The sequence below is a fragment of the Arthrobacter jinronghuae genome (assembly GCF_025244825.1).
In the GTDB taxonomy this organism is placed as follows: Bacteria; Actinomycetota; Actinomycetes; order Actinomycetales; family Micrococcaceae; genus Arthrobacter_B; species Arthrobacter_B jinronghuae.
Genome location: NZ_CP104263.1, coordinates 1,839,995 through 1,865,690, shown reverse-complemented (window position 1 = coordinate 1,865,690; position 25,696 = coordinate 1,839,995). Strand labels below are relative to the sequence as shown.

Below are 25,696 nucleotides of genomic sequence, written 5' to 3'. Positions count from 1 at the left end.
GGGCTGAATGAGCGATTCGAAGGCAGCAAATCCGTCCGGATCGGGCCGGCAGCGGGCGAAGTCGAAGCAGAACGCCCAGATCACCATCGGTGCCCTGGCAGTGATGAACATTGTGGCCGTGGTCAGCCTCCGCGGACTTCCGTCCGAGGCCGAGTACGGCCTGAGCTCGATTTTCTACTACGTCCTGGCCGCCGTCGTCTTCCTGATTCCGGTCTCGATTGTGGCTGCGGAGCTGGCCACCGGATGGCCGGAAACGGGCGGCGTATTCCGCTGGGTCGGCGAGGCCTTCGGACCACGGTGGGCGTTCCTTGCCATGTTTATGCTCTTCATCGAGGTCACCATCTGGTTCCCCACCGTGCTGACGTTCGGCGCGGTTTCACTCGCCTACACCGGGGACAGCCAGAGCCTGGATGCGCAGCTGGCAGGAAATAAATTCTTTGTCCTCGCAGTGGTCCTGGTGGTCTACTGGCTGGCCACGTTCATTGCTTTCCGCGGCGCGAAGGCCTTCTCCCGGGTGAGCCAGTGGGGCGGCATCGTCGGAACCATCATTCCGGCCGCCATTTTGATCATCCTTGGCTTCTCCTATTTCTTTGCCGGCAACACCCCGCAGATCCAGCTGGGCTGGGGCGAACTCATTCCCGACTTCGGCAACTTCTCCAACGTGGTGCTCGCAGCATCGATTTTCCTTTTCTACGCCGGCATGGAAATGAACGCGATCCACGTCAAAGAGGTCAAGAACCCCACCCGCGACTACCCGATTGCGGTGCTGACCGCGGCGGCAGGGACGGTCATCATCTTCGTGCTGGGAACCCTGGCCATCGCGTTCGTGGTGCCCCAGGCCGATATCAACCTCACCCAGAGCCTGCTGACCTCCTACAACGACATGTTTGAATGGGCCGGCATTGGCTGGGCAGGACCCATAGTCGCGTTTATGCTCCTGATCGGTGTCCTCGCCGGAGTGGTGACCTGGGTGGCAGGTCCGTCAACGGGCATGCTCGCCGTGGCGAAGGCAGGCTACCTCCCCCGCTTCTGGCAGCACACCAACAAGAACGGAATGGGCACCCACATCCTGTTCTTCCAGGCCTTTATGGTCACCGGCCTGGGACTGACCTACGTGGTGCTGCCCTCGGTTCAGGCCGCCTACCAGATCCTGAGCCAGCTGACAGTGATCCTGTACCTCATCATGTACATGCTGATGTTCGCTGCCGCGATTTACCTGCGCTACAGCCAGCCGAACCGTCCGCGGCCCTACCGGGTGCCCGGAGGCGACGTCGGGATGTGGATTATCGGCGGCGTGGGTTTCCTTGGTTCACTGATGGCTTTCGCCTTCAGCTTCATCCCGCCCGACCAAATCACTGTGGGATCCCCGGAAGTGTACGTGGGCATCCTGGTGGGCGGGGCGGTGGTGATGGTAATCCTGCCGTTCCTTATCTACGCCTTCCGCAAGCCGCACTGGCGGGACCCGACCAGCGAGTTCGTTCCGTTCACGTGGCAGATTGAGCATTCGCATCCCGGGACGGTCACCGAGTCGAGTGTTTCGACCCAGCAGTTGACCCGGGAAGCGGAATCCTCCGGTTCGCCGGTGATGTTCTCGCACGACGACGGCGGCGGGCGCGGCGGGAGCTCGGCGGTATGAAACTCGATGATGCCGCCATTGAATCGGCGGTCCGGACGGCGTACGCAGACCACCGTAACGACTCCGGGGGCAGGAACGCCAGCTACATCCCGTACCTGGCGTCCGTGAACCCGGACCTCTTCGGGGTTTGTGCGATGACCGCGGACGGAGCGTTGTTCGAAGCCGGTGACACAGGCTTCGAATTCGCCCTGGAATCCATTTCCAAGGTGTTCTCCATGGCGTGGGCCATGGAACAGGTGGGGCTGGAAACCTTCCAGGAAAAGGTGGGTGCGGATCCGACCGGGGAACCGTTCAACTCGGTGATCTCCGTTGTACTGCACGGTGACACACCGGTTTCGCCCTTGGTCAATGCCGGGGCCATGTCTACGGTTTCCCTGATTCCCGGCGACAACGCCGAGGATCGGTGGGAGGCGATCCTGCAGGTCCAGAGCGCATTTGCCGGCCGGAGAATCACGCTGAGTGACGAGGTGAATAACTCCGAGCAGTCCACTAACTTCCACAACCGGGCGATTGCCTGGCTGCTGTACTCGGGCGGCACCATGTATTCGGATCCGATGGAAGCCTGTGATGTGTATACCCGGCAGTGCTCCACCCTCGTCACCGCCCGGGACCTGGCCGCCATGGGAGCCACCATCGCCAACAAGGGAATCAATCCCTTGAGCGGGGACCGGGTAGTGCAGGCTGCCAACATCCCGGCCATGCTGGCCGAGATGACCATGGAAGGGATGTATACCGCCTCCGGTGACTGGGCCTACCGCGTGGGACTGCCGGGAAAGTCCGGCGTGGGCGGGGGAATCCTGGCCATCATGCCCGGCAAGCTGGCGATTGCCGGGTTTGCGCCGCCGCTGGACGAGGTGGGCAACAGCGTCAAGGCCCAGGCTGCGGTGGCCCAGGTTGCCGCGGCGCTGGGCCTGAGCATCTACAAGGCCAGCGAGTACAGCGACTAGCCCAGGTCCCGGCCTATCCGGTCTGCGGCGGCGCGCAGCGGCGGAAGCACCGTCTCCTCCACGCGCTCGGCGCTGTGCAGCTGCAGCGACACGTTGGCGGCCGCGACCACTGTGCCGTCGCCGCTCCGGACCGGAACGGCCACGCCCCGCAGGCCGTCCTCCAGTTCATCAGCCACCCGTGACCAGCCCCGCTCGCCGGCCTCGCGTACGGACGCCCTCAGCTCCTGGATGCTGCGGACGGTGCGCCCGGTGTAAGGCAGCAGCTCCACGGTGCTGAAATAGTCTTCCTGCTCCGCCTCGGGCAGGGACGCCAGCAGCACCCTGCCCATCGACGTGGCCCAGGCTGGGAACCGGGTCCCGACGTTGACCGCCACCCGCACCAGCCGGGGGGAAGTGATGCGCGAAACATAAACGACGTCGGTCCCGTCCAGGATGCACAGCGACGTCGTCTCACCCAGGTCTGCGGAGAGCTGCTTCAGGTGCGGTTCCGCGGTGTGCGGCAGGGCGAGATGCGCCAGGAACGAGGACCCGATGTCGAGGGTCCTCGGCGCCAGGCGGAAGGTGGTTCCGTCAAAGCCCAGGTAGCCCAGGTCCCGGAGGGTGAGCAGGAAGCGGCGCGACGCAGCCCGGCTGATGCCTGCGGCCGCGGCCGCGGAGCTGACCGTATGTTCGGGCACGTTCAGCGTGAAGGCGCCCAGCACGGCAAAGGCCTTCTCCACTGATTTCACGTAATAGCCGTCTGCGCCCTCCACTTAACCCGCCTTCCGTTTCGGCTCCCCCCGGGACGCCAGGTACTGGGAAGCCAGCCGGACGGGTGCGTTGGGTGCACCGTAACCTTCATACCCGCCGCGCCGTTCCACCACTTCGAAGAACACGTTACCCACCGTGCCCGTGTAGAAGTGCAGGAATTCGCCGTCACCGTCACGGTCATAGAGCAGGTTCAGCTCCTGCAGTTCCGCCAGGAAGCCCGGATTCAGCCGGAAGCGGGCTGCCAGGTCCTCATAGTAGTTGGCAGGAACCGGCAGGAACTGCAGGCCCCTTTCGGCGGCCTGACGGGCCGTGGCGACCAGGTCGGTGGAGGTGAAAGCCACATGCTGGGGGTATTCCCCGCCGCCGGGCCCGGATTCCACGATCAACGGGGCAATGTTCAACGCCAGCCGCACCCCGCCGTCGGCGCTGCGCATCACCTGGCTGCGGACCAGCCCCATGGGGCTGGGGACCTCCTGCGAGGCGATAGGGGTCAGGGAAAGCGTGGACTCGTAGAAGAGCACCGCTTCGTCGAAGTGCTGCCAGGGCTGGGACAGGTTGATGTGGTCAATGGCCGAAATCAGCGGCTGTGCCGGCTGCCCGGCGGTTCCCCCGGGCCCCTGCTGCACCGCGGGTCCGAACTCGTCCGCCCACGCGGCAGTGCCGTCGGCGGTGGCTTCGCAGAGGAAGACCTCCGTGGAGTCCGGAGCAAACACGGCCTGGAGAACCTGCTCGTCCGCCTGGCTGCGCCGGCTTACCGGCCGTGCCCGCAGCTGCACGGCGCGGGAGGCAGCGGCCTGCGGGTCCTGCACGTCCAGGCCCAGTGCCGAGATCCCCGGTTCCATGCCGCCGGCCTGCTGCCCGTTGATGATCACGCGGGCCGCGCCGGAGGTCCACAGCTGCACTGGTTTGGTCCGGTGTCCGCCGGCGAAGCTGAAGCCCAGCTGATACAGGAGTGCGGAGACGGCGTCCGGGTTCCCGGCCTTGACCTCGGCGAAGTTGAACCCGGTGGGCTCGGCCACGCTCGGCAGGGTCGCGAGGGACATCGGATAGTGCGTGCCGCCGTCGTGCTCTTTGAGGTACGACGCCGTACGCTCCTCCAGCCAGATCAGGGACCGCATGGCGTCCACCGCCGTGCGGTCCTCGGCCGTCTGCCGGAAGACGTCGTTGAAGATCTCCAGGGAGACGGGCCCGTTGTAGCCGCTGCGGACCAGGTGGGCCATGAACCGCACCAGGTCGAACGCGCCCTCCCCGGGAAAGACCCGGTAGTGCCGGCTCCAGGAGAGGACGTCCAGGGACAGTTCCGGCGCGTCGGCGAGTTGGACGAAGAAGATCTTCTCCGCCGGGATTTTTTCGATCGCGGCCGGGTCCCAGCCGCGGGAGAGGATATGGAAGCTGTCCAGGCAGGTGCCGATCTGCGGGTGGTCGGCCAGGTCCACTATGCGCTGGGCATGCTCGAAGTCATTCACGTAGCGCCCCCAGGCCAGTGCTTCGTAGGCAACCTTCACCCCGTAGCCGGCCGCCAGTTCACCCAGCCGGCGCAGCTGGTCCGCCGCCGCGGCGTCGTCGTCGATGGTGGCAGTGCCCACGTTGCTGCACAGGAGCATGGTTTCGATGCCCAGGCGGTTCATCAGTTCGAACTTTGCCCGGGCCCGGTCCAGGTTGGCTTCCAGCAGGGGTGCTTCGACGCCTTCGAAGTCGCGGAACGGCTGGTACAGGTCCAGGGTCAGGCCCAGGGTGTCCGCCAGGGCGCGGATCTGCTCCGGGCTGGACGGGGACACTAAGAGGTCCGGTTCGAAGATTTCAATGCCGTCGAAACCTGCATCGGCGCAGGCACGCATTTTCTCTTCGAGCGTCCCGCTCAGGCAGACGGTGGCAATTGACGTGCGCATGGTGCTCCGGTCCCCGGCCCTCAGCGGCCCTGGCTAATCAGTTCGTGGAAGTGGGTGAGCATCCGCGCCGCGTCGGGCCGGATGCCGGTAATCAGCTCAAAGGCGTCCACGGCCTGGCCCACGGCCATCCGGCCGCCGTCCAGCACACTGCAGCCCCGCGCCTGTGCGCCGCGGATCAGTTCCGTTTCCACCGGACGGTAGACGACGTCGGCCACCCACTGGGAGGGGCTGAGCAGGTCCAGGTCCACGGCGAGGCCGGGATGGGAATGCATCCCCACCGGTGTGGCATGGACCAGGCCGTCGGCTCCGGGCAGGACGGCTGCAAGGTCTGCCGGCGTGCCGGAGATAATCTCCCGGTCCGGGAAGAGCCCGGACAGTGCTGCGGCGCGTTCCGCAGCGCGCAGGGGGTCCAGGTCCAGCAGGGTCAGCCGGCCGGTGCCCGCCTTGAGCAGGGCATAGGCCACGGCCGCTCCTGCCCCGCCTACGCCGAGCTGGACCACCGCGTCCAGCTTGGCGTCCGGCAATCCGCCGGCCAGTGCTCCGCCGAAGCCGGAGAAATCGGTGTTGTGCCCGATGAACCTGCCGTCGCGGATCAGGACGGTGTTGACTGCGCCTAGCCGCGCGGCGTCGTCGGACACTTCATCGAGTTCGGCCAGGACCAGCTGCTTGCAGGGATGCGTCACATTGAAGGCGTTGAAGCCCAGGTCCCGGCCGGCGCGCAGCAGCGCTCCGACGTCGGTGCCCGGACGGCCCAGCTTTGTGAGGTCAATCGGCCGGTAAATGTAGCGCAGCCCCTGATGATCGGCCTCCCTTTCATGCATGGGCGGGGTGAGGGAAGCGGTGATGCCTTCCCCGATCAACCCGACAACGAATGATTCCTCGGTGCCGCTCATGGCGCTGTTCCTTCCGGTGCCTAACTGTGGGCGGCGGTGCCCTTTCGACCACGCAGGACTCATATGCGTCGCTGCTTGCCGGACCCTTAACTGTGGGCTACATTACTTCAAGCGTACGGAGAATGCACACAAGTGCGCATTCCGCACAAGTGATGCCGCACAAGTCGATGCCGTACACAAACGCCGCACAATCCAATACCGCACACGTCGCCCACCCCCCCAACCTCAGCCCACGTCAGGAGAGATGCAATGGACGCATCCGCCCCCGCTGGACCAGCAACGGGCAAGACCCCGCGCAAGGCCGCCACTGCCAGCTTTATGGGCAGTGCCGTCGAGTACTACGACTTCTTTATCTTCGGTTCCGCTGCCGCGCTCATTTTCCCGCGCGTGTTCTTCCCGGACGCCGACACCCAGGCCAGCGTTATGTCGCTCGCCACCTTCGGTTTCGCCTATATTGCCCGTCCGGTCGGCGCCGTTATCCTCGGACACTTCGGCGACCGGGTGGGCCGCCAGAAAGTCCTGATGTTCACCCTCCTGCTGATGGGCGGGTCCACCTTCCTGATCGGCTGCCTGCCGGACTTCAACACGATCGGCTGGTGGGCTCCCGTCCTGCTGGTCTTCTGCCGCCTGATGCAGGGGCTTTCCGCCGCCGGCGAGCAGGCCGGCGCCAGTTCCATGACCCTGGAACACGCGCCGGACAACCGCCGCTCGTTCTTCACGTCCTGGACCCTGACCGGCACCCAGGGCGGACAGATCCTTGCCGCACTGGTGTTCATTCCCGTGGTTGCCCTGCCGGACGACATCAAGTACGGCATCGGCTGGCGCATTCCGTTCTGGCTGAGCGCCGTGGTTGTCGTAGTCACCTACTTCATCCGCCGCTCCCTGCATGAAACCCCCACCTTCACGGAGGCCAAGGAACGCAACGAGATCGTGAAGCTGCCGGTGGGCGTCCTGCTGAAGGACCACTGGCGCGACGTGCTGCGGGTCATCTGCTGCGCCTTCATCGCGGCGGTTTCCACCGTCTACGGAACGCTGGCCATCAAGTACGGCACCGAGGTGGGCGACGTGGACGCGAACATTACGCTCTGGCTCGTGGTCGCCGGCAACGTCTTCGCGCTGTTCACGCAGCCGCTGTTCGGCCGGCTGGCCGACCGGATCGGGCGCCGTCCGGTCTTCATCTACGGTGCGGTATCAAGTGCGGTGATCATGCCGTTCTACCTGCTGTCCATGGAGTCCGGTAACACCCTGCTGCAGTTCGCCCTTTCCGTGGCGGTATTCTCCTGCGGCTACGCGGCGGCGAACGCCGTCTGGCCGTCCTTCTACGGAGAGATGTTCAGCGCCAAGGTCCGCTTCTCCGGCCTCGCCATCGGCACGCAGCTCGGCTTCCTGATGGCCGGTTTTGCACCGTCCATCGTTGCTGCCATCGGCGGACTGGAACCCGGCGGATGGGTAGTCACCAGCATGTTCACCGGCGCTATCTGCGCCATCGCCGCGATTTCCGCCCTCACCGCCAAGGAGACCGCACACACCCCGACAGCGGAACTGGGTCTGCACCTGGACAAGACCGCCGCCCCGGTGCGCCCGGCCACTGCATAGGAGGCGGCAACCGCATTACCCGCAGGGCCGGGGTGGGAACATTTCCCGCCCCGGCCCTGCGTCGTATGCGCCGCCGGTGTCACGTTCCGCAGTGTCATAAGCCGCGCAGCCGGGCCCGGCGCGAAGTCCAGGCGATGTATCCGCCCAATGCCCCCGTCGATGCGAGCCCGGCACTCATCAGCGGTGCCTGCCACGATTTCCAGCGGGACGAATCACCCAGTGTCAGCTCCCCCACGCCACGGATAAACGCCGATGCGAAGATTGCCGCCACCAGCCGGTTTCCCACGCGCTCCAGCCGCATTACCAGCGGCAGCAGTTCCTCGCCGCGGAGGTGGACCTCCACTCCCTCGATTTCCAGGGTGCTGAGCAGCCGGCGCGCCTGGTCCGGCAGTTCAGCACCCAGCTCCAGGACCTCGGTTCCGGCGCGGCCGAGCCTGCGGGCGTAGTTCACCGGGTTCAGCTGGTGAACCGCCATCCTGCGGGCATAGGGGCCCAGGGTGGGGCCCAGCCGGAACCGGGGATCCAATACCTCGCCCATTCCCTCGGTCATGATCAGCATCCTCAGCAGCAGCGCCATTTCCCGCGGCAGCTGGATGTGGTGCGTGCGCAGGATGCCGAGCCCGGTGGTGATGATGGTTCCCACCGGTGCCGAAGCCAGATCCTTGCCCGAATACAGGCGGATCAGCGGACCAAGGTCCATCCTCAGCTTCACCCGGTTCACCCGCATCCCTGAGGCGTTGATCCGGACCAGCGCATTGGTGATCCGTTCGGGATCCTTGCGCACGATGCCGATGAACAGGGCGGACAGCTGGCTGCGCAGCTTCTCGTCCACCTCGCCCACCATCCCGAAGTCGATCAGCCCCACCCGGCCGCCGGGCTGAACGAAAAGGTTTCCCGGGTGCGGGTCCGCATGGAAAAACCCGTCGTCGAAGACCATCTTCATTTCAACGCGTGCCGCGGACACCGCCAGCGCCGGTCGGTCGATCCCGGCGGCGTCGAGCGCGGCAACGTCCGTGACCTTCATTCCCCGGATCCGGTCCATCGTGAGGACCCGGGAGGTGCTGTGGTCCCAATAGACGGCGGGAATGGTGATCGCGGCGTCGTCCTGGAAGTTGGCCTGGAACCGGTCCGCATTGCGGCCTTCCTGGAGATAGTCCAGTTCCGAGCGGAGCGTGGCGGCGAACTCGTCCATCAGCCCGGTGAGATCGTAGTCGCGGGCGGCTTCCCAGCGCTTGCCGGCCGCATTGGCCAGGTTCTGCAGGATTTCCAGGTCCTGCTCCACCTGGGCGGCGATGCCGGGCCGGCGCACCTTGACCACCACCTCGGTGCCGTCTTTGAGGACGGCGGCGTAGACCTGTCCGATCGAGGCGCTTGCCATGACCGTGGTGTCGAAGGACCGGAAGACCTCCAGCGGGTCTCCGCCCAGTTCCTGCCGCAGCTCGTCGGCGATCTGCGGCCACGGGACCGCTTCGGCGTCATCCTGCAGCTTCGCCAGCTCCCGCTGGTACTCCGGGGGCAGCAGGTCCGGGCGGGTGGAGAGCAGCTGGCCCATTTTCACATACGTGGGGCCCAGCTCCTCGAGGGCCGTACGCAGGTACTCCGGACGGGTGCGGGGCTTCGCCCCCGGCTCGGCTGCCTGCTGGCGGCGGAACGGCAGCCTGCCCTCCAGGCCGAGGGCGGACACCAGGAAGCCGAGGCCGTTGCGGGAGAGGATTTCGGCGATCTGCCGGTAACGGTCCAGCTGGCTGATCATTGGTCTGCTCCGTCCACGAGGACTCCGGTTCTGCCGGTGCTGTTCGTTACCGAAACACTAGCGGCAGGGCAGGTTCCGCCGACAGGCTCCGCACCTGTACGGCACCTGTACCGCTTCAGCCGTCCGGTGCTCTTCTCCCGGCCGCGGCCGGGACCTAGACTCCGGCACATGCCGATGTCCTCACCTGACCAGCCGTCCGCTGCCTCGCTGCGGGAGCGGGTGTCCTCTCTCCCGCCGGACGAAAGACCCGTCCTGCTGTCCGGAGCCTCCTTCTGGAGCACCGCCGCTGCCCCGGCGGCAGGGCTCCGGCCCCTGGTGCTCTCCGACGGGCCGCACGGCATCCGGCGTCCGCGCAGCGACACCGAGCCGGGAATCGGCGACGCGCTTCCTGCCACCTGCTTCCCAGCCGAATGCCTGACGGCGTGCTCATGGGATACGGACCTGCTGGCCCGTCTCGGCACCGCGACGGCGAGGGAAGCGGCAGCCGCGTATGTCGACGTCGTGCTGGGACCGGGGCTGAACATCAAGCGCACTCCCCTGTGCGGACGCAACTTCGAGTACTTCTCCGAAGACCCGCTGCTTGCCGGCGCCCTGGGGGCTGCCTGGATCCGCGCGCTCCAGGCCGAGGGGGTGGCGGCCTGCCCCAAGCACTTCGCCGCGAACAACCAGGAAGCGGACCGGATGCGCATTAACGCGGCGGTGGACGAACGTACCCTGTACGAGATTTACCTCAGGGCTTTCGAAACGGTGGTCCGGACCGCGCACCCGTGGACCCTGATGGCTGCCTACAACAAGGTCAACGGCATCCACGCCGCGGAGAACGCCTGGCTGCTGGAGACGGTCCTGCGCGGTGAGTGGGGTTTCGACGGCCTGGTGATGTCCGACTGGGGTGCGGTCACCGACCGGGCGGCCGCACTCGACGCCGGACTGGACCTGGAGATGCCCGCCAGCGGCGGGCTGGGGCTGGCGGAACTGCAGGCCGGCCTGGTCGCCGGCACCGTCAACCAGCAGATGGTGGATTCATCCGTGGCGCGGCTGCTGCAGCTGGCAGACCGCACCGCCGCGCCGGCGCACAACGATGCGGACCTGGACGGACACCACCAGCTGGCACGCGAGGCAGCTGCGGCATCCATGGTGCTGCTGAAAAACGAGGGCGGAATCCTGCCGTTCTCCCCCGACCTGCGGCTGGCCGTGGTGGGCGAGCTGGCCCGCACCCCCCGGTACCAGGGGGCCGGTTCCTCGCAGGTGACCCCCACACGGGTGAGCGTCCCGCTGGAGGTCCTGTCCGAGCGGACCGCTGCAGCCGTCTTTGCCGCCGGTTACCGGCTCGACGGAACGCCCGACCCGGAGCTGGTGACCGAAGCGGAGACCGCTGCCGCCGCGGCGGACGCGGTGCTGTTCTTCCTAGGCCTGCCCGAGGACAAGGAGTCGGAGGGATTCGACCGACCGGACCTGGCACTGCCGGAGAACCAGTTGGCGCTGCTGCGGGCGGTGACCGCCGCAAATCCCTGGACCGTGGTGGTCCTGTTCAACGGCGGGGCAGTGGAGACCGGGTGGGTGGAGCAGGTGCCGGCCGTACTGGAGGCGTGGCTGCCCGGCCAGGCCGGAGGCGAAGCACTGGCGGATGTCCTGCTGGGAGACGTCAACCCCTCCGGAAAACTGGCCGAAACCTTTCCGCGGCGGATCGAAGATACTCCGGCCTTTGGAAACTATCCCGGCGAGGCGGGCACCGTCCGCTACGGCGAAGGGGTGCTGGTGGGCTACCGCTGGTACGACGCGCGGGCCATCGAACCGGCCTTCGCCTTCGGCCACGGGCTGTCCTATACCGCTTTCGACTACACCGGCCTGGCCCTCCGCCTAGCGGACACGGACATGGGGCCGGTCCTGGCAGTCGAGGCAACGCTCACGAATACCGGCAGCCGGGCCGGCGCCGAAGTCCTGCAGGTGTACTCGGGCGCTCCCGCGGGACCCGCGGTACGGCCGCCCCGCGAGCTCCGGGCCTTCCGCAAGCTCTTCCTCGAACCCGGGGCCTCGGCTCCTGTTGCGTTGACGGTACCGCTGCCGGACCTGGCGAGGTTCGACCCGGCGTCGCACCGGTGGATTACCGACGCCGGAACCTACCGGATCGACGTCGGATCCTCCTCCCGGGATATCCGGCTCAGCGGAACCATTGACCTGCCGGGCACCGACGGCACGGCGGCCCCGCTGACCCTCGATTCGACCATCTCGGAGTGGCTGGCCCATCCGCTGGGGCGTACGCTGCTGGGCGGCGCAGACCGCAGCAGCACAGATGCTGCGGGCGGAACCGGCACGGGCGGCATGGCCGACGCGCTGGCGCTCATGGGCAGTATGCCGCTGCGCCGGCTGGCCCGGTTCCCCGGCACGCCCCTTACGCCGGACCTGCTGGCCGGACTGGAACAGGCACTGCGCGGCGCCGGCCCGGCGGGCGGGGAATCCTCCTAGTCCGTGAGCAGGGACCGGTAGAGCTCCTCATGCGCTGCGGCGACCATCCGGCGCTCGGCGGTCCGCTCCGCCCGGCTCATTCCCGGCCGGTTCCGGGCGGCATGCACCTGCTTGAGGCCGTTGGCCAGGGACTGGGCATCGAGCCCGTCCTCGTTATGCACGAATTCGGTGACACCGGCGCGCTGCTGGGCGTAGAAGCCGCAGGACGGGGCCAGCACGGCCGTGCCCAGGTCGGTGCACGCTTCCAGCCAGCCCGAGTGGGTGCCGAACCGGTACGGCAGCACGGACACATCCAGGCTCGACAGGTAGTCCCAGAGCTGCGGTTCGTCGAAGTAGTCCCGGACCTGCAGTTCGAGCCGTCCTGCCGCGGCGGCTTCAGACAGCCAGCGGTGCAGTTCCGGGCGGTACTTGTCCCCTCCGGGAGTAAGGATGTCCGGATGCCCGTTCACCTGCAGCACGGCACCGGGCAGCTGCTCCACGGCGTCGAGCAGGTCCGGAAGAATCGCCCCCTCCATCATGTTCGGACGCAGGCTCTTCAGGTGCACCCCGACGCGGAACTCCTCACGCGGACCGGCTGCCAGCCGCACGGCCTGGCGCCGCTCGAGTTCCTCGAGATCCACCACGTGCGGATGCGGCAGCACCTGCGGGCGGCGGCCCCACCGGCGCTCGACGACGGCCGCGGCCCCGGGGGTGAGCGTGATCAACGCATCGGCTGCGGAGATCAGCACGTCCAGCTGCGCGTCGTGTGCCTCCGGCGTGAGGTGGTGCGGATTGCGCAGGTCGTGGACCGTGTAGACCAGCGGTTTTCCCTGGGCCTTCAGCTCGTCGGTGACCGCCTGCAGATCCTGGGGCGAAATGGCGTCGAAGCCGAAGTGGATGTGCATCAGGTCGAAGCTGTCCGCGCTCTCCCGGATCCAGCCTGCGTCCAGCATGACCGGCGGCCACCACGTCGCCTCCGTGGACTGGCCGGGGTTGCGGGGGTCCGGGTCCGGCAGGCGTACCACCGGGTTCCGCTCACCGGGGACGGCGCCGGTATGCCGGATATAGACCTGGCTGTGCGGCACTGACGCCACCCTGATGTTCGATCCTTCAGCCCTGCCCACGCATCCTCTTTCGCCGCTGATAAAAAACCGTCTTCAGTATACTTAGTATTTTGCGGTGCCCGCGGAGGGCACCCCCGGCGGAAGGAACGAATGCAGCCGCAGCAGACCGGCCCGGATCAGGCGTTTTCGGTGCTCATCATCAGCTCGGGACGCGATGCCCACCTGGCCAATGCCGTCCGCGGGATCAGCCGCTCCACCCGCCGGCCCACCGAGATAGTGGTCTGCTACCTGAACCAGCCCGAGGCTGTTCCCCCGCCCAGTGACGTGCCGCTGCGGGTGGTCCATGCGGCGTCGGGACCCGGCGAACCGCTGCCCCTGGGAGCAGGCAGGAATGCCGCAGCTGCTGCGGCGCAATGCGAGACACTGGTCTTCCTCGACGTGGACTGCATCCCCGGTATCGGGATGTTCGAGCATTTGCTGTCGGACCTGGACCGGACCGGCGGCCTGGTCATGGCCTGCCCCCGCTACCTCGCGGCGGACGCGGACGTGCCGGCATGGGTGTCCGACGGCGACGAGCAGGTGCTGATCCGGGACTCCGTGCCGCACCACGCACGTGCCGCCCTGGCACCGGCGCAGGGGGAACCGGCAATTGCTTCCCGGGAATACGCGCTGTTCTGGTCGCTGGGGTTTGCCGTGCACCGGGAGACCTTCGAACGGATCGGCGGCTTTGACGAGTCCTTTGCCGGGTACGGAGGCGAAGATACCGACTTCGCCTTCACGGCGCAGCGGCAGGCGGTCCCGCTGGCGTTCTCCGGGGCAACCATGTTCCACCAGCACCACGGCGTGCACCGGCCGCCGCTGCAGCACCTGGAATCCATTGTCATTAACGCCAAGGCGTTCCGGGGCAAATGGGGCAGCTGGCCGATGACCGGCTGGCTCGATGCCTTTGCCCGGGACGGCTACGTGTCCTGGGACCGCGACGGCGGGGACCTGCGGCTGCTGCGCCGTCCGGCGCCGGACGAACTCGCCGCGGCCCGCGTCAATGCACCGTACTGACGTTCCCGCCGCCGGGAACGTCCTCCCCCTGCAAATCCACACCGGACACGGCCGAGCCAACTGCGGCCAGGAAACGGTCCCGGAACTCGTCGGGAGAAACCAGCAGGGTCCTTGCCAGCAGCTGCGGATCGGATCCGCGCAGCTCTTCCAGCAGGCTCGGCCAGTCCGCCACTGAGGCGAAGCCTGCGGCGGCCGCGGCCCCGGCCGCAGCGAGCGAAGAGGCGAACACGGCCTGTTCCCTGAACGGCCGGGGTTCGGGAATCAGCAGCGCCGGCCGGCGGGCGGCAGCCGCAGCGGCCACAGCATTGTGCCCGGCCGAGGTAACCACCACGTCCGCGGCCGCCAGCCGGTGTCCCGGATCCGCCACCACGCCCAGCAGCGCCACATTCGCGGGAACCTCGCCCGGGGCGCCGGCGGTATGTCCCATCACGTCCCATTGCCAGTCCGGGGTCTGCCGGGCGGCGGCGAGCACGTCCGCCAGCGCCACGCCGGTTCCGCCCAGGGAGGTCTGCACCGCGACGGTCCGCGGCCGCACCGGCACGAGCCCGGCGGAGGGAGCGGTGTCCGGAGCGAGCATGCCCAGATAGGTGCTCCTGGAGCCGTAAGCCTGCAGATGCGCCGGATCCTCGATGGCTTCCGGGAAGTAGGCGATGAGCCGGTGAACGGAGTCGTAGGCCAGACGGTGGGCCGGATCGGTCCGTTCCCCGTGCATCCGGCGGTGGATGACCGGATAACCCGCCAGCCGGGCAAAGGCGGCAACCTCCACGGACACATCCACAACCACTACGTCCGGGGCAAACTCCTCCCAGAGCCGGTGCAGCCGGCTGAAGCGGGACTGCAGCGCCGATCCAGCCGGCGCATAGTGCAGGAACTCCCCCGGTCCGGGCGCGAACGGACCGTCGGGTCCGACGTCGGGCGGCAGCGGCGCAAACCGCGCACCACCGGGCAGCCGCGGGGGTCCTCCGGCCGGGGCGGTGCCGGTGACAAGCAGCTCCACGGCTCCCAGCCGGGCAATGTTGGCGGCATGACGCAGGTGTCCGGTGCCGTGATGGTGCGCATAGTAGGCCACGCGCGGCATGCGGGAGGAAGGCAAGTACTGCTCCTGTTACGGCACGAGGGCGGCGTCGGGATGACCGGCGGCGGGCAGGGCGGAGCCCGACGGTAGTCCGTCCGGCTCGAGCAGTGACCGCATTTGTTCCTCGTAGGAATCCACCATGGCGGACGCGCTGAAGCGCGCAGCGGATTTCCGTACCCGGTCTCGGTCGAGCCGGCGGGCATCCGTGACGGCAGCGGCCAGGGCATCTGCACCGAGGCCTTCGGCGAGCCGGCCGGCGTCGGCGTCGATGATCTCGGGCATGGCACCCAGCGGCAGGGCAGCCACCGGCGTACCGCAGGCCATCGCCTCCAGCGCGGTTAATCCGAAGGGCTCGGACCAGACAGGCGAGGCAATGAAGACCTCTCCGGAACCGAGGAAGGCGGCCAGTTCCCGGTGGTCGAGGTGGCCAACGTGCTGCACCCCGCGGCCGAGGTGCGGTGCAACGGTGCGTTCGAAATACTTCGCATCGCTGATCGGCCCGGCAAAGTGCAGTTCCATGCCTGCCATCCGAGCCGCATCGATCGCTATGTGAAGGCCCTTTTCGGGGGTGACCCGTCCGGCCCAGACTACGGTTCCGGTACTGCGTCCGGTGCCGGCGGGCCAGTCCGCCAGCCGGATGCCGTTGTGGACGACGTGCAGGTCCGGCAGGTACGGGGACCAGCCGGTGGCGTTGCGGGCCGAAACACTGACGAAGCGGTGCAGCGGTGAGAGCGGCGCGCGTCCGTCCTCTACGGCGTCCACAATCCACGGCAGCGGCGGGGTGTGGAGGATGGTCAGCATCGGCGTATCCGCCAGCAGAAGGTAGGGCAGCAGGCTCAAGGAGTTGTTCACGACGACGTCGAAACCGCCGTCCCGGACCGCGGCAACGGCGGAGCCCAGCGCGGCGTCCAGGGCCTGCTGCTGCCGCTGCATTCGTTCGGGTGCCAACCCGCGCCGGAATTCGAAGTTTTCCGGGAGGACCTCCACCACCCGGCCGGCGGACACGGAGCCGGCCTTGGCGAAGAGCGTGACCTCGTGGCCGCGGGAGGCGAGCTCGTCCGCCATCAGCGAGGTGTGCATTTCGAGCCCGCCCTGGAACGGGCTGGAGATCGGGTGGTGCAGGTGGGACAGGACGGCTATGCGCAGTGGTTTCCCGTCTGCCGCGTGCCCCTGCGGCAGGGGGAATTCAAGACTCATATTACTAAGTATGCCTTAGTATTTTCCGCCGGGCCCGGGCAGCGGCAGGCCGGAACAGGCAGGCGGGGCGCTAGGCGGAGAAGGGTTCCGCGCCGAACGGCACCGGCGGGATGTGGTGGGAAGGCAGCCGGTCGCGGTCGTAACTGATGGTGGTGTACCCGTGCGGGACGGGCTTGCCTTCCTCATTCAGGTTGACGAACACGATCTTGTCGATCGTGAGGATGCTGCGGCGGGTGATCATGTTCCGCACTTCTGCCTGCATGGTCAGCGACGTACGGCCGAACTTGGTTGCGGTGAGCCCCATTTCAATCAGGTCGCCCTGAACTGCGGAACTGACGAAGTTGATCTCCGACATGAATTTGGTGACCACCCGGCCGTTGCCCATCTGCAGGATGGCGTAGACCGTGGCTTCTTCGTCGATCCAGCGCAGCAGGCTGCCGCCGAACAGGGTGCCGTTGGCGTTCAGGTCCTCGGGGCGGACCCACTTGCGGGTATGGAAATTGATGTTCTCAAGGGGCATATATTCAGCTTATCCACAGGACTGTTGCCCGTTGGCCGGATCGATGGATGCCTTGCTCACAGACCCCTGTTAGGTGTCTGACGCTGCTGTGACGGCGCTCCCGGGCGCGGTGCCGCCGCTTCAGTCCGGGGCCTCATTCAGCTGGTCGCCGAGGTGGGTCAGGTCACCGTCCGGCGGAACCTCCATGGCTTCGAGCCCTGCGGCCTGCTGCAGGTCCCGGATCAGGTCCGCCGACCCGCCCACGATCGTGGAGTCGAAGTCGATCTCGGAAGCCAGGAACCATGCGCCGTCGGCCGGCCAGAGCAGGTTGGGGCTCTGGATCGGGTCCCAGCCGTTGTGCTCCTGCCAGCCCGGTTCGGCAAAGACCGCCAGGCTGCCGGTAAACAACAGGTAGTCGCGCAGCGGCAGTTCGAGGCGGCGCACCGTCTCCACGGAATCGTAGCCCCGGAAGGGCTGCGGCAGCGCCTCCCGGTCGCCGGCGCCGGACCGGGAAAGGGTTTCCCCGCTGCCGGCCACCCAGCCGTACCCGTCCCACAGCCCGGCGAAGCAACTGCCGGGGGTTTGCGTGTGGGCGCCGAGGACGCGGCTGACCTCGGCCAGCGTGCCCGCCGGGAGCGCGCCGACCAGCGGGTCTTCGTAGTGCCACCCCGGTTCGTTCGATACCGGATTGCGGTAGCCGGCCAGAATGGCGGCCCATTGCATCATCGGGTGGGCAACCGTGCCGCGCACCCCCGCCAGCTCCTCCCAGCGCATGGGGCGGGACTCAACACGCACCGGTCCGTCCTGCTGCCAGCCCAGCAGCTGCGCCCGGATCGGGTGGAAAACCCGCGCGTAGGCCTCAAACCCGCCAGGGACGGTGCCCGCAACCGTACCGGGCTCAGCAAGCCGCTCCGCGATCCAAACTCCGGACTGCGGGTCGGAAAGCGGCCCTTCCAAGCTCGTCATGCGGCCAGTATGCCCTACCGGGTCCCGCAGCGGGTGCTGCTGCTGCAAGGGATTGCCTCGCCGGCGGCGGATTGGCCGGCTAGCCGGAACGTGCCGCGTCCCCGACAGCCGGCAGGTCGCGGCTATCAGCCGGTCCCTGGTCCAGCCGGAACGGCGGGTATTCGTCACGCATCAGCGCCGCGTACGCCAGGACGCGGTAGGACCACCGCTGCAGGCCCATAACGAAGTCGAACAGCGGACGCGGATAGCGTCCGGTGAACAGCAGTGCCACTGCAGCAACCAGGACCAGCAGGGACAGCAGGGATATGCCCACTGTCCAGCCGCCGGCGGACCGCAGGCCTTCGCCGGCCGGGTCCGTTGCCCAGTTCACCGCTGAGCCGCCGTCGCCGCCGCCCATGCTCCGGTCCCACCCGCCGAACGGGCCGTTTTGGCGCACAATGACATAGCCAGACCCGGTGAACGCCCCCACGATCAGCGCCTGCGGGATAACCAGCAGCCACCACTTCACCAGCACCAGCCCCCGCGAAAGCCGTTCCGGGTAGGCGACGTCGAAATCGGCCGGATAGTCGGTCCGCTCCAGGCTGAAGGGCGGATACCTGTCCGTGCCCAGCACTCCTGAGGCATAGAACGCCACCCGCCAGCTCCAGCGCAGCACCCCCACGTTGAAGTCGAAGAGCGCCCGCGGATAACGGGCAGTGAAGAGGATGGCGAAACCCGCAATGACGGTGGCTACCCAGAACGCGATCCACAGGAAAGCCAGCAGGATGTAGTGCGGAATGGCCAGGAACCACTTCACGAGCCACAACCACCGGGAGAGCCCGGGGTCCAGTTCCCCGTAGAGCCGGGCGGGATACGGCGCCCCGGTGCCTCCGGCGGCCAGCTGTGCGGAAGCGGGAACCGGGGCTGCTCCGTAACCGTAGGGACCGTGCCCGCCGCTGGGTCCGGGGTATTCTCCGCCATGCTTCCGGCCGGTCAGAATGGCAGCAAGGATCACTGCCGTGCCGCCGAGGACCAGGATGACGGCTCCGATGACCAGCCACAGGGTGAGCGGTCCCAGGACATCCGACCGGATGCCTGCCTGCAGGTCCGCCCTGACCCCGGGGGTGGCGTCGGCGTTCATCACGACAACGGTCCACTCGCCCTGTTGCAGCGGCCAGGCAAGCTCCTGCGTGCCGGCTCCTGCGGAAGAGGCGGCCCAGAAGTCCTGCTCCCCCGGCTGGGCCGGTGCGGCGGTGCCCGCGATCTCCTCGTACTCCGCGGAGAACGGTTCGAACGTAACGTCCCCGAGTTCCGAATGGGCGACGCCGGCCAGGTACCGGTCGACGTCGGCCTCGGACGCAATCCCGATAAACAGCTCGCCGTCGGGGTCGGTTCCCCGGACCTGGACCGTCGCGACGTTGTCTTCCGGCCGGACGCCCGGACTCACCTCGAAGCTCTGGCTGGTCAGAGCGTAGGAACCGACGCTGTAGGTCTCTTCGGGAACGGACAGGTAGCCGTCGTCGCGCTGGGCCGCGGCGAGGATCCCCAAGGCAGCAGCACCGACCCCGGCCGTCAGTCCAGCAAGGACCAGCAGGGAACCAATGATGACCAGAACGATTCTGCCTGCCTTCATGGCATTGCCCTTCGCTCGCTGGAAAGCGGTACCCGGCTAGAAATTGATCATGTGGCCGGTCAGTCCGTGGAAAGCTTCCTGCAGTGCCTCACTGAGGGTTGGGTGGGTGTGCACGTTGCGGGCGAGTTCGGCAGCTGTCAGGTCCCACTTCTGTGCCAGGGTCAGTTCCGGCAGCAGTTCCGAAACATCGGGGCCGATCAGGTGCCCGCCCAGCAGCTCCCCGTACTTGGCGTCGGCCACCAGTTTCACGAAGCCCACCGGTTCGCCCAGCCCGTGGGCCTTGCCGTTGGCCGTAAACGGGAAGGTGCTGACTAGGACGTCATGGCCCTCGTCGCGGGCCTGCTGTTCGGTGAGCCCGAAGCTTGCCACCTGCGGCTGGCAGAAGGTGGCACGGGGCATCATGCGGTAATCGCCCAGCGGCAGGGTTTCGGCCTTGCCGATGGTTTCTGCCGCCACCACGCCCATGGCCTCCGCCACGTGGGCAAGCTGGAGCTTGGCAGTGATGTCGCCGATGGCGTAGATGTGCGGGACATTGGTGCGCATGTACTCGTCGATGCCGACGGCGCCGCGTTCCGTGAGTTCCACCCCGGTTTTCTCCAGGCCGAAACCCTCGGTACGCGGGGCAAAGCCGATGGACATCATCACCCGGTCAGCTTCGATGCTGCCCTGGTGGCCGTTCTTATCCGTATAGGCCACCGTCACGGACGATCCGTTGTCCTTCACGGTTTCCACCTTGGTGGAGGTGAGGATGGGGATGCCGAGCTTCTTGTACTGCTTGGTAATTTCCTTGGAGACGTCCACGTCCTCGTTGGGCAGGGCACGGTCCAGGAATTCGATGATGGTGACATCCACGCCGTAGCTCCGCAGCACATAGCCGAATTCCATCCCGATGGCCCCGGCACCGACGATCACCATTTTCTTCGGCAGGTCCCGGTCCATGATCTGGGCTTCGTAGGTGACCACGTTCTCGCTCAGTTCGACGCCGGGCAGCAGCCGTACGTAGGTTCCGGTGGCGATGATCGCGTTGTCGAAGGTGATGGTCTCGCTGCCGCCCTTGGACAGGTCCACCTCGAGGGTGTGGTCGTCGGTGAAGACGCCGTGGCCGTCGTATTCCGTGATCTTGTTCTTCTTCATCAGGAAGTGGACGCCCTTGACCCGGCCGTCGGCCACCTGTCGGCTGCGGTCAAATGCCGCCCCGTAATCAAAGCTGACATCGCCGCTCATGCCGAACGTCTTGGCCTGGTTGGTGAAGATCTGGGCCAGTTCGGCATTGCGCAGCAGCGCCTTGGACGGAATGCACCCGACATTGAGGCAGACGCCGCCCCAGTATTTCTCCTCCACTATTGCCGTTTTCAAGCCCAGTTGGGCCGCGCGGATGGCGGCCACATAACCGCCCGGTCCGGCCCCGAGGACCACGACGTCGTAATGTTCGCTCATGGGAACCAACTCTCCTTGCCTGGGGGTGCGGGAAAATTTTCTAAGCCGGCTTAAGGCTCTCACGAGGCTGCCGCCGAGGGCACGGGTGCCGGGAACGTTCAGTTGTAGCCCCGGTAGCCGGTCCAGGCCCGGCGCCGTTCGGGAAACGGATCCGACTCAATCCGGTCCAGCTTGTCGAACACGCGGGTTTGCCGGTGGGCTTCGTCGTAGGCCGGCCAGTCGCTGCCGGGGTGGGAATGCCGGGCCAGGCTCAGCAGCGAGCCCTGGAAGCGTTTGGACAGGGCTCTCAGCTCTTCTGCTCCACCCAGCAGAGTCAGGGCCTTTGCGGTTCCGATGCCGATGTCCCCGAACATCACCGGCACATCGAAGGAATGGGTGGCGCCGAACCCCAGCAGGTTCATTGCCGGTGTCGCGTAGTCGTAGCGGTAGGCCCAGGTGGGCGCAACGCGTGAGTGTCCCTCGGCAACCATTTGGCTGGGATACCAGAACACCAGGTCGCCGCTGATATCCACTGAACGCTGCCGGGACGGATAGCCGGGATACGCGGCCACCACCCGGTCCCGGGCCTGCGGATCGGTGCCGGCAAACATCTTCTCGATCCGTTCGGGCGTGGACGGCAGGATGTTGGATACCTTCGCGAACAGCGCACCTTCCCGGGCCATGGTGCCCAGCACCAGGGGAACCGGATTCGAGTCTCCGGAAAGGAACATGTCAACGGGGTATCTGGGCAGGAAGTCGCCGTCGATGACCGGTGAGACGCTCAGGGACCCGGGTTGCTTGACCGGGCCGATCTTCGTGGTCAGTTTCCGGGTGGCGTTGACCAGTTTCGCCGCGGGCAGGCGGGTCAGGGCGTCGGCAGCAGCAGAGGGCGGGACGCCGAGGATTTCCAGCAGGTCAGCCGCCCAGCCGGCGTGCATTTCCGGAGAATAGGCTGCCGATGGTGCCGGGCTTTGCGCATAGGCCTGGTGGAACAGGGACCGGGCGCTCGGAACGCACATCAGGGAGGTGACCGCGAGCCCGCCTGCGGATTCCCCGAAGAGGGTGACGTTGTTGGGGTCTCCGCCGAAAGCTTCGATGTTCTGCTGCACCCATTCCAAAGCGGCGACCTGGTCCCGCAGGCCCATGTTGGTATCAAAGGGTCGGTCCGGCGTCGAATACGCGCGGAAGTCCATGAACCCCAGTGCGCCGATGCGGTAGTTGAGCGAAACGTAGAGCACGCCGCCGTCCCGGACCAGTCTTGTTCCCCGGTACGTCGGCTCGGCCGAGGATCCGGAACTGAAGGCCCCGCCGTAGAGGTAGACCAGGACCGGCAGCAGACCGTCCGCGGGTTCCAGCGGTGCAGAGACATTCAGGGACAGGCAGTCCTCATCCATGGCCACCCGGCGCCGGGTTCCGGTGAGGCTCGGCGCCTTGGACTGAGGAGGAACCGGCCCGAAGCTGCCGGCGTCGCGGATACCGCTCCAGCTCTGCGGCGGCTGCGGTGCACGGAGGCGGAAGTCACCGACCGGCGGGGCCGCGTAGGGAATGCCGCGCCACGTGCGCACGCCGTCGTCCACTATGCCCTGTACCAGCCCGCTGCCGGTTTCAACCACCAGTGACGCAACGTCAATAGCCACAATCGACTCATTTCAGCCGGGGAACCCCTGCCTTGCGACTACCTACGATAGGCGTGCGTCGATGGGGCCACCAGATCAGGACCCGCTGCCGGCCGTCCCCGGCCCAACATCCTGGTCCTGCTGTACGAGCAGGCGCCTAAGCTGTGGTGACGAGGCTATGGCGCCTAGGCTGCAGTGACGAGCTGCCGGGAACCGGCGCTGCGCCGTCCATGGGCGGGCCTCGCCGCCAGGCGGCGGTGCACAATGGCTTCCCGAAGGCAGAACCCAGCAACTGCTGCGACGTTGAGGGCGATCTTTGTGCCGGTTGACCAATCGGTTCCGACGCACAACATCCAGACAAGGATCAGGACGGGAACTTCCCCCGACCTTAACGCCTTCACAGGGCGGTTCCGACGCGGCCAAACTGCGCGCCCGGATTCCCTGCGCACCCGCGCTGATCCGTTTTGCCGACGCTTCCGCGGGCCGCTGAGGCGGCACTGCGGTATTCCATCCGTGGAGCCATGAGGACACTTCTTCCGTGAAATCGCCCGAGACCTACGTTCCGCACCTCCCAAGGATGCGTCACAGCATACTTTGTATCACATCCGGCACCGTACTGCCGGGTCGAAGCCCGGCGCGGGATTCGACCGACACCCGGCGGCAACCGGGGCTAGGCTGCGCTGACCTTTCCGTCCGTGACTTCCCAGCGGGTGTCGAGGCGGACATTTTCCAGCAGTCGACGGTCGTGGGAGACCAGCAGCAGGGCCCCTTCGTAGCTTTCCAGCGCCTCTTCGAGCTGCTCGATGGCGGGCAGGTCCAGATGGTTGGTGGGCTCGTCCAGGACCAGCAGGTTCACGCCCCGGGCCTGCAGGAGGGCCAGCGAAGCGCGGGTACGTTCCCCCGGGGAGAGTGCGTCGACGCGGCTGGCCACCTGATCGGCCTTGAGTCCGAACTTGGCCAGCAGGGTGCGTGCCTCCGCGGACGAGAGTTCCGGAACGGCCGCCTCAAAGGCCTCCCCCAGCGGCAGATGGGCCGGAAGCTGGCCGCGGCCCTGATCGATTTCCCCCACGGCGACTGAGGCACCCAGGGAGGCCGTGCCGGCGTCGGGCACCTCGCGTCCCAGCAGCAGCCGCAGCAGCGTGGACTTGCCGGCACCGTTGGGACCGGTGATGCCGATCCGCTCCCCGGCGTTCACCTGTACCGATACCGGACCGAGGGTGAATCCGCCCCGGGCCAGCACGGCGTCGTTCAACGTGGACACCACTGAGCTGGAGCGGGGCGCCGATCCGATGCGCAGCTGCAGCTGCCATTCCTTGCGCGGTTCCTCCACCTCGTCCAGCCGGGCGATGCGTGACTCCATCTGGCGGACTTTACGTGCCTGCTTTTCGGATGATTCGGTGCTGGCCTTGCGCCTGATCTTGTCATTGTCAGGGTTCTTCTTCATGGCGTTGCGCACGCCCTGCGAACTCCATTCCCGGGTGGTCCGGGCACGGGAGACCAGGTCGGCTTTTTTGTCAGCGAACTCGTCGTAGGCCTCGCGGGCATGCCGGCGGGCGACGGCGCGTTCCTCCAGGTACGCCTCGTAGCCGCCGTCGTAGACCGCCACGCTGTTCTGCGCCAGGTCCAGCTCCACCACGGTGGTTACGCACCGAGCGAGGAATTCACGGTCATGGGACACCAGTACGACGCCGCCGCGGAGTCCGCGGACAAACTGTTCCAGGCGCGCCAGGCCGTCCAGGTCAAGGTCATTGGTGGGCTCGTCGAGCAGGACAATGTCGAAGCGGCTCAGCAGCAGGGCGGCCAGCGCCACGCGTGCCGCCTGCCCGCCCGAAAGCCCGGCCATCTCGGTGTCCAGGCCGAGCTGCAGGCCAAGGTCTGCCAGTACGGCGGGTGCCCGGTCTTCCAGGTCGGCTGCACCGGACGCCAACCACCGGTCCAGTGCAGCCGCATAGGTGTCATCCGCTCCGGGGAGTCCGGATCCCAGCGCTTCGGCAGCAGCCTCCATGGCAACGGTGGAAGCCGCCGCCCCGGTACGGCGGGCCAGATACGCGCCGACGGTTTCCCCGGCCAGCCGTTCGTGCTCCTGCGGCAGCCAGCCCACGAAGGCGTCCGCGGGAGATGTGCTGACCGTGCCGGCCTGCGGTTCGGCCGCTCCGGCGAGCAACCGCAGCAACGTCGATTTGCCGGCACCGTTCGCGCCCACCACGCCCACGACGTCCCCCGGCGCGACAGTGAGGGAAAGATGCTCGAAAAGGGTGCGGTGGGCGTGGCCGCCGGAAAGGTCCCGGGCGACGAGGGTTGCAGTCATTCCTCCATTCTATTTTGTGCACGCACCTGTCTCGGCCCGGGTCGCCGGCGGTAAGGTAATCACCTGTTCCGCACCTAAGGACGATCATGACCTCCATGCATCCATCCGGGCCCGGGGCCCTTCGGCTGATCTTTCCGCAGTGGCAGGGCGCCGCCGGAGCAGGCGCCGTCGGTTCGCTGCCTGCGGGCCAGCCGCACCAGACCCAGCTTTCGTACCATCTGGGACCGGCCCTGCTCGAGCTGCTCTCCCCCGCCCATGAAGGACCCACCGCCTTTGTGCCGGTCAGCACCGACACATCGGATGAGGCAGTGGAGACGGTGGACGGCATCTATGCCCGCGAGGCGGTCCTGCGCCAGCTGCGGGAAGGACTCCGGTTGGTGTCGGAAGTCGATCCGGCGTCAGTGGTGACCTTCGGCGGGGAATGTTCGGTGAGTGTGGCGCCGTTCAGCTACCTGGCCGCCAGGTACGGACCGGACCTTGCGGTGCTGTGGGTGGACGCGCACCCGGATACCGGGATCCCTGGCGACAGTTATACCGGGTTCCGTTCCATGTCCCTGTCGACGCTCGCCGGGGCGGGCGACGGCGAATTCCTGGCCGCGCTGCCGGCTATGGTGGCGCCGTCGAACGTCCTCCACATCGGCCTGCAGGACTGGCAGGATCCCGGCATGGCCAATAAGCACCGGCTGGGCATTTCCAGCGTGGGCATCACGGACACCCCGGAGGACACCCGCCGCATCCTGGATTGGCTGGCACTCACCGGAGCAACCAGGCTGGCCATCCACGTGGATCTGGATGTGCTGGACCGGAGGGATTTCACGGGATCAACGGGTAACGGCACCCGGGGCGTGCGGGTGCCGGACCTGCTTCGGATTATGGATGCCCTGGGCGATGCCGGGGAGATAGTGGGCCTCTCGCTCGCCCAGCATGCACCGCTGGAGCTTCTTCGCCTGGGCGGACTGCTGCGGGACCTGCCGGTCTAGG

19 protein-coding genes are annotated in these 25,696 nt (G+C 67.1%); 6 read left to right on the top strand and 13 right to left on the bottom strand.

From position 1 onward, the window contains the following. Nucleotides 1-7 precede the first annotated feature (7 nt). Both gadC and glsA read left to right on the top strand, forming a co-directional pair. Nucleotides 8-1,636, top strand: coding sequence for a putative glutamine/gamma-aminobutyrate antiporter GadC (gene gadC / locus N2K98_RS08725; RefSeq protein ID WP_255865554.1), 1,629 nt, complete (start codon nt 8-10; stop codon nt 1,634-1,636). Beyond that, a complete protein-coding gene (gene glsA / locus N2K98_RS08720; protein ID WP_255797771.1) occupies nt 1,633-2,583 on the top strand; it encodes a glutaminase A in 951 nt (316 codons plus the stop codon). The genes gadC and glsA overlap by 4 nt, the downstream gene beginning before the upstream one ends. On the opposite strand, the gene N2K98_RS08715 is transcribed toward glsA, so the two are convergent. From N2K98_RS08715 to N2K98_RS08705, 3 genes are read right to left on the bottom strand one after another with little or no spacing between them, the layout of a single operon-like run. Beyond that, entirely contained in the window at nt 2,580-3,335 is a 756-nt protein-coding gene (locus N2K98_RS08715; protein WP_255797772.1) for an IclR family transcriptional regulator domain-containing protein, read from the bottom strand. The genes glsA and N2K98_RS08715 overlap by 4 nt on opposite strands. Further along, nucleotides 3,336-5,222 carry a bifunctional sugar phosphate isomerase/epimerase/4-hydroxyphenylpyruvate dioxygenase family protein gene (locus N2K98_RS08710; protein ID WP_255865553.1) on the bottom strand — a complete coding sequence of 629 codons (1,887 nt, stop codon included), beginning with the start codon at nt 5,220-5,222 and terminating at the stop codon, nt 3,336-3,338. Between the two features lie 20 nt (nt 5,223-5,242). Then, nucleotides 5,243-6,115: a shikimate dehydrogenase gene (locus N2K98_RS08705; protein WP_255865552.1), complete on the bottom strand. Its 873-nt coding sequence runs from the start codon at nt 6,113-6,115 to the stop codon at nt 5,243-5,245. Nucleotides 6,116-6,364: 249 nt separating this feature from the next. On the opposite strand from N2K98_RS08705, the gene N2K98_RS08700 reads away from it, so the two are divergent. Beyond that, nucleotides 6,365-7,711, top strand: coding sequence for an MFS transporter (locus N2K98_RS08700; protein WP_255797775.1), 1,347 nt, complete (start codon nt 6,365-6,367; stop codon nt 7,709-7,711). Nucleotides 7,712-7,805: 94 nt separating this feature from the next. Here the strand turns inward: N2K98_RS08700 and N2K98_RS08695 are convergent, their stop codons facing one another. Then, nucleotides 7,806-9,464 (bottom strand): ABC1 kinase family protein, encoded by a 1,659-nt coding sequence (locus N2K98_RS08695; protein ID WP_255865551.1) that lies wholly within the window; start codon nt 9,462-9,464, stop codon nt 7,806-7,808. A gap of 168 nt (nt 9,465-9,632) precedes the next feature. On the opposite strand from N2K98_RS08695, the gene N2K98_RS08690 reads away from it, so the two are divergent. After that, nucleotides 9,633-11,927 carry a glycoside hydrolase family 3 C-terminal domain-containing protein gene (locus N2K98_RS08690; RefSeq protein ID WP_255865550.1) on the top strand — a complete coding sequence of 765 codons (2,295 nt, stop codon included), beginning with the start codon at nt 9,633-9,635 and terminating at the stop codon, nt 11,925-11,927. Here the strand turns inward: N2K98_RS08690 and N2K98_RS08685 are convergent. Further along, nucleotides 11,924-13,030, bottom strand: a complete 1,107-nt coding sequence (locus tag N2K98_RS08685) for a glycosyltransferase family protein (protein WP_255865549.1) — start codon at nt 13,028-13,030, stop codon at nt 11,924-11,926. The two genes, N2K98_RS08690 and N2K98_RS08685, sit on opposite strands and share 4 nt — an antisense overlap. Nucleotides 13,031-13,120: 90 nt before the next feature. On the opposite strand from N2K98_RS08685, the gene N2K98_RS08680 reads away from it, so the two are divergent. Then, on the top strand, nt 13,121-14,026 hold the full coding sequence (locus N2K98_RS08680; RefSeq protein ID WP_255865548.1) for a glycosyltransferase family 2 protein: 906 nt from the start codon (nt 13,121-13,123) through the stop codon (nt 14,024-14,026). Here N2K98_RS08680 and N2K98_RS08675 read toward each other — a convergent pair. The 8 genes from N2K98_RS08675 to abc-f form a co-directional block, all read right to left on the bottom strand. Beyond that, nucleotides 14,010-15,119, bottom strand: a complete 1,110-nt coding sequence (locus N2K98_RS08675) for a glycosyltransferase (protein ID WP_255865547.1) — start codon at nt 15,117-15,119, stop codon at nt 14,010-14,012. The genes N2K98_RS08680 and N2K98_RS08675 overlap by 17 nt on opposite strands. 12 nt (nt 15,120-15,131) lie before the next feature. Continuing rightward, on the bottom strand, nt 15,132-16,298 hold the full coding sequence (locus tag N2K98_RS08670; protein WP_255865546.1) for a glycosyltransferase: 1,167 nt from the start codon (nt 16,296-16,298) through the stop codon (nt 15,132-15,134). A gap of 70 nt (nt 16,299-16,368) precedes the next feature. After that, entirely contained in the window at nt 16,369-16,818 is a 450-nt protein-coding gene (locus tag N2K98_RS08665) for an acyl-CoA thioesterase (RefSeq protein WP_227921835.1), read from the bottom strand. Nucleotides 16,819-16,938: 120 nt separating this feature from the next. Further along, a complete protein-coding gene (locus N2K98_RS08660) occupies nt 16,939-17,763 on the bottom strand; it encodes a hypothetical protein (RefSeq protein WP_255865545.1) in 825 nt (274 codons plus the stop codon). 79 nt (nt 17,764-17,842) lie between these two features. Beyond that, entirely contained in the window at nt 17,843-19,375 is a 1,533-nt protein-coding gene (locus N2K98_RS08655; protein ID WP_255865544.1) for a DUF4389 domain-containing protein, read from the bottom strand. Nucleotides 19,376-19,411: 36 nt separating this feature from the next. Beyond that, nucleotides 19,412-20,812, bottom strand: a complete 1,401-nt coding sequence (lpdA, locus tag N2K98_RS08650) for a dihydrolipoyl dehydrogenase (protein WP_255865543.1) — start codon at nt 20,810-20,812, stop codon at nt 19,412-19,414. A gap of 98 nt (nt 20,813-20,910) precedes the next feature. Next, nucleotides 20,911-22,428, bottom strand: a complete 1,518-nt coding sequence (locus N2K98_RS08645; protein ID WP_255797785.1) for a carboxylesterase/lipase family protein — start codon at nt 22,426-22,428, stop codon at nt 20,911-20,913. 649 nt (nt 22,429-23,077) lie between these two features. Further along, nucleotides 23,078-24,715 (bottom strand): ribosomal protection-like ABC-F family protein, encoded by a 1,638-nt coding sequence (gene abc-f / locus N2K98_RS08640; RefSeq protein WP_255865542.1) that lies wholly within the window; start codon nt 24,713-24,715, stop codon nt 23,078-23,080. Nucleotides 24,716-24,801: 86 nt separating this feature from the next. Here abc-f and N2K98_RS08635 point away from each other — a divergent pair, with 86 nt between their 5' ends. Continuing rightward, a complete protein-coding gene (locus tag N2K98_RS08635; RefSeq protein WP_255865541.1) occupies nt 24,802-25,695 on the top strand; it encodes an arginase family protein in 894 nt (297 codons plus the stop codon). Nucleotide 25,696 lies beyond the last annotated feature (1 nt).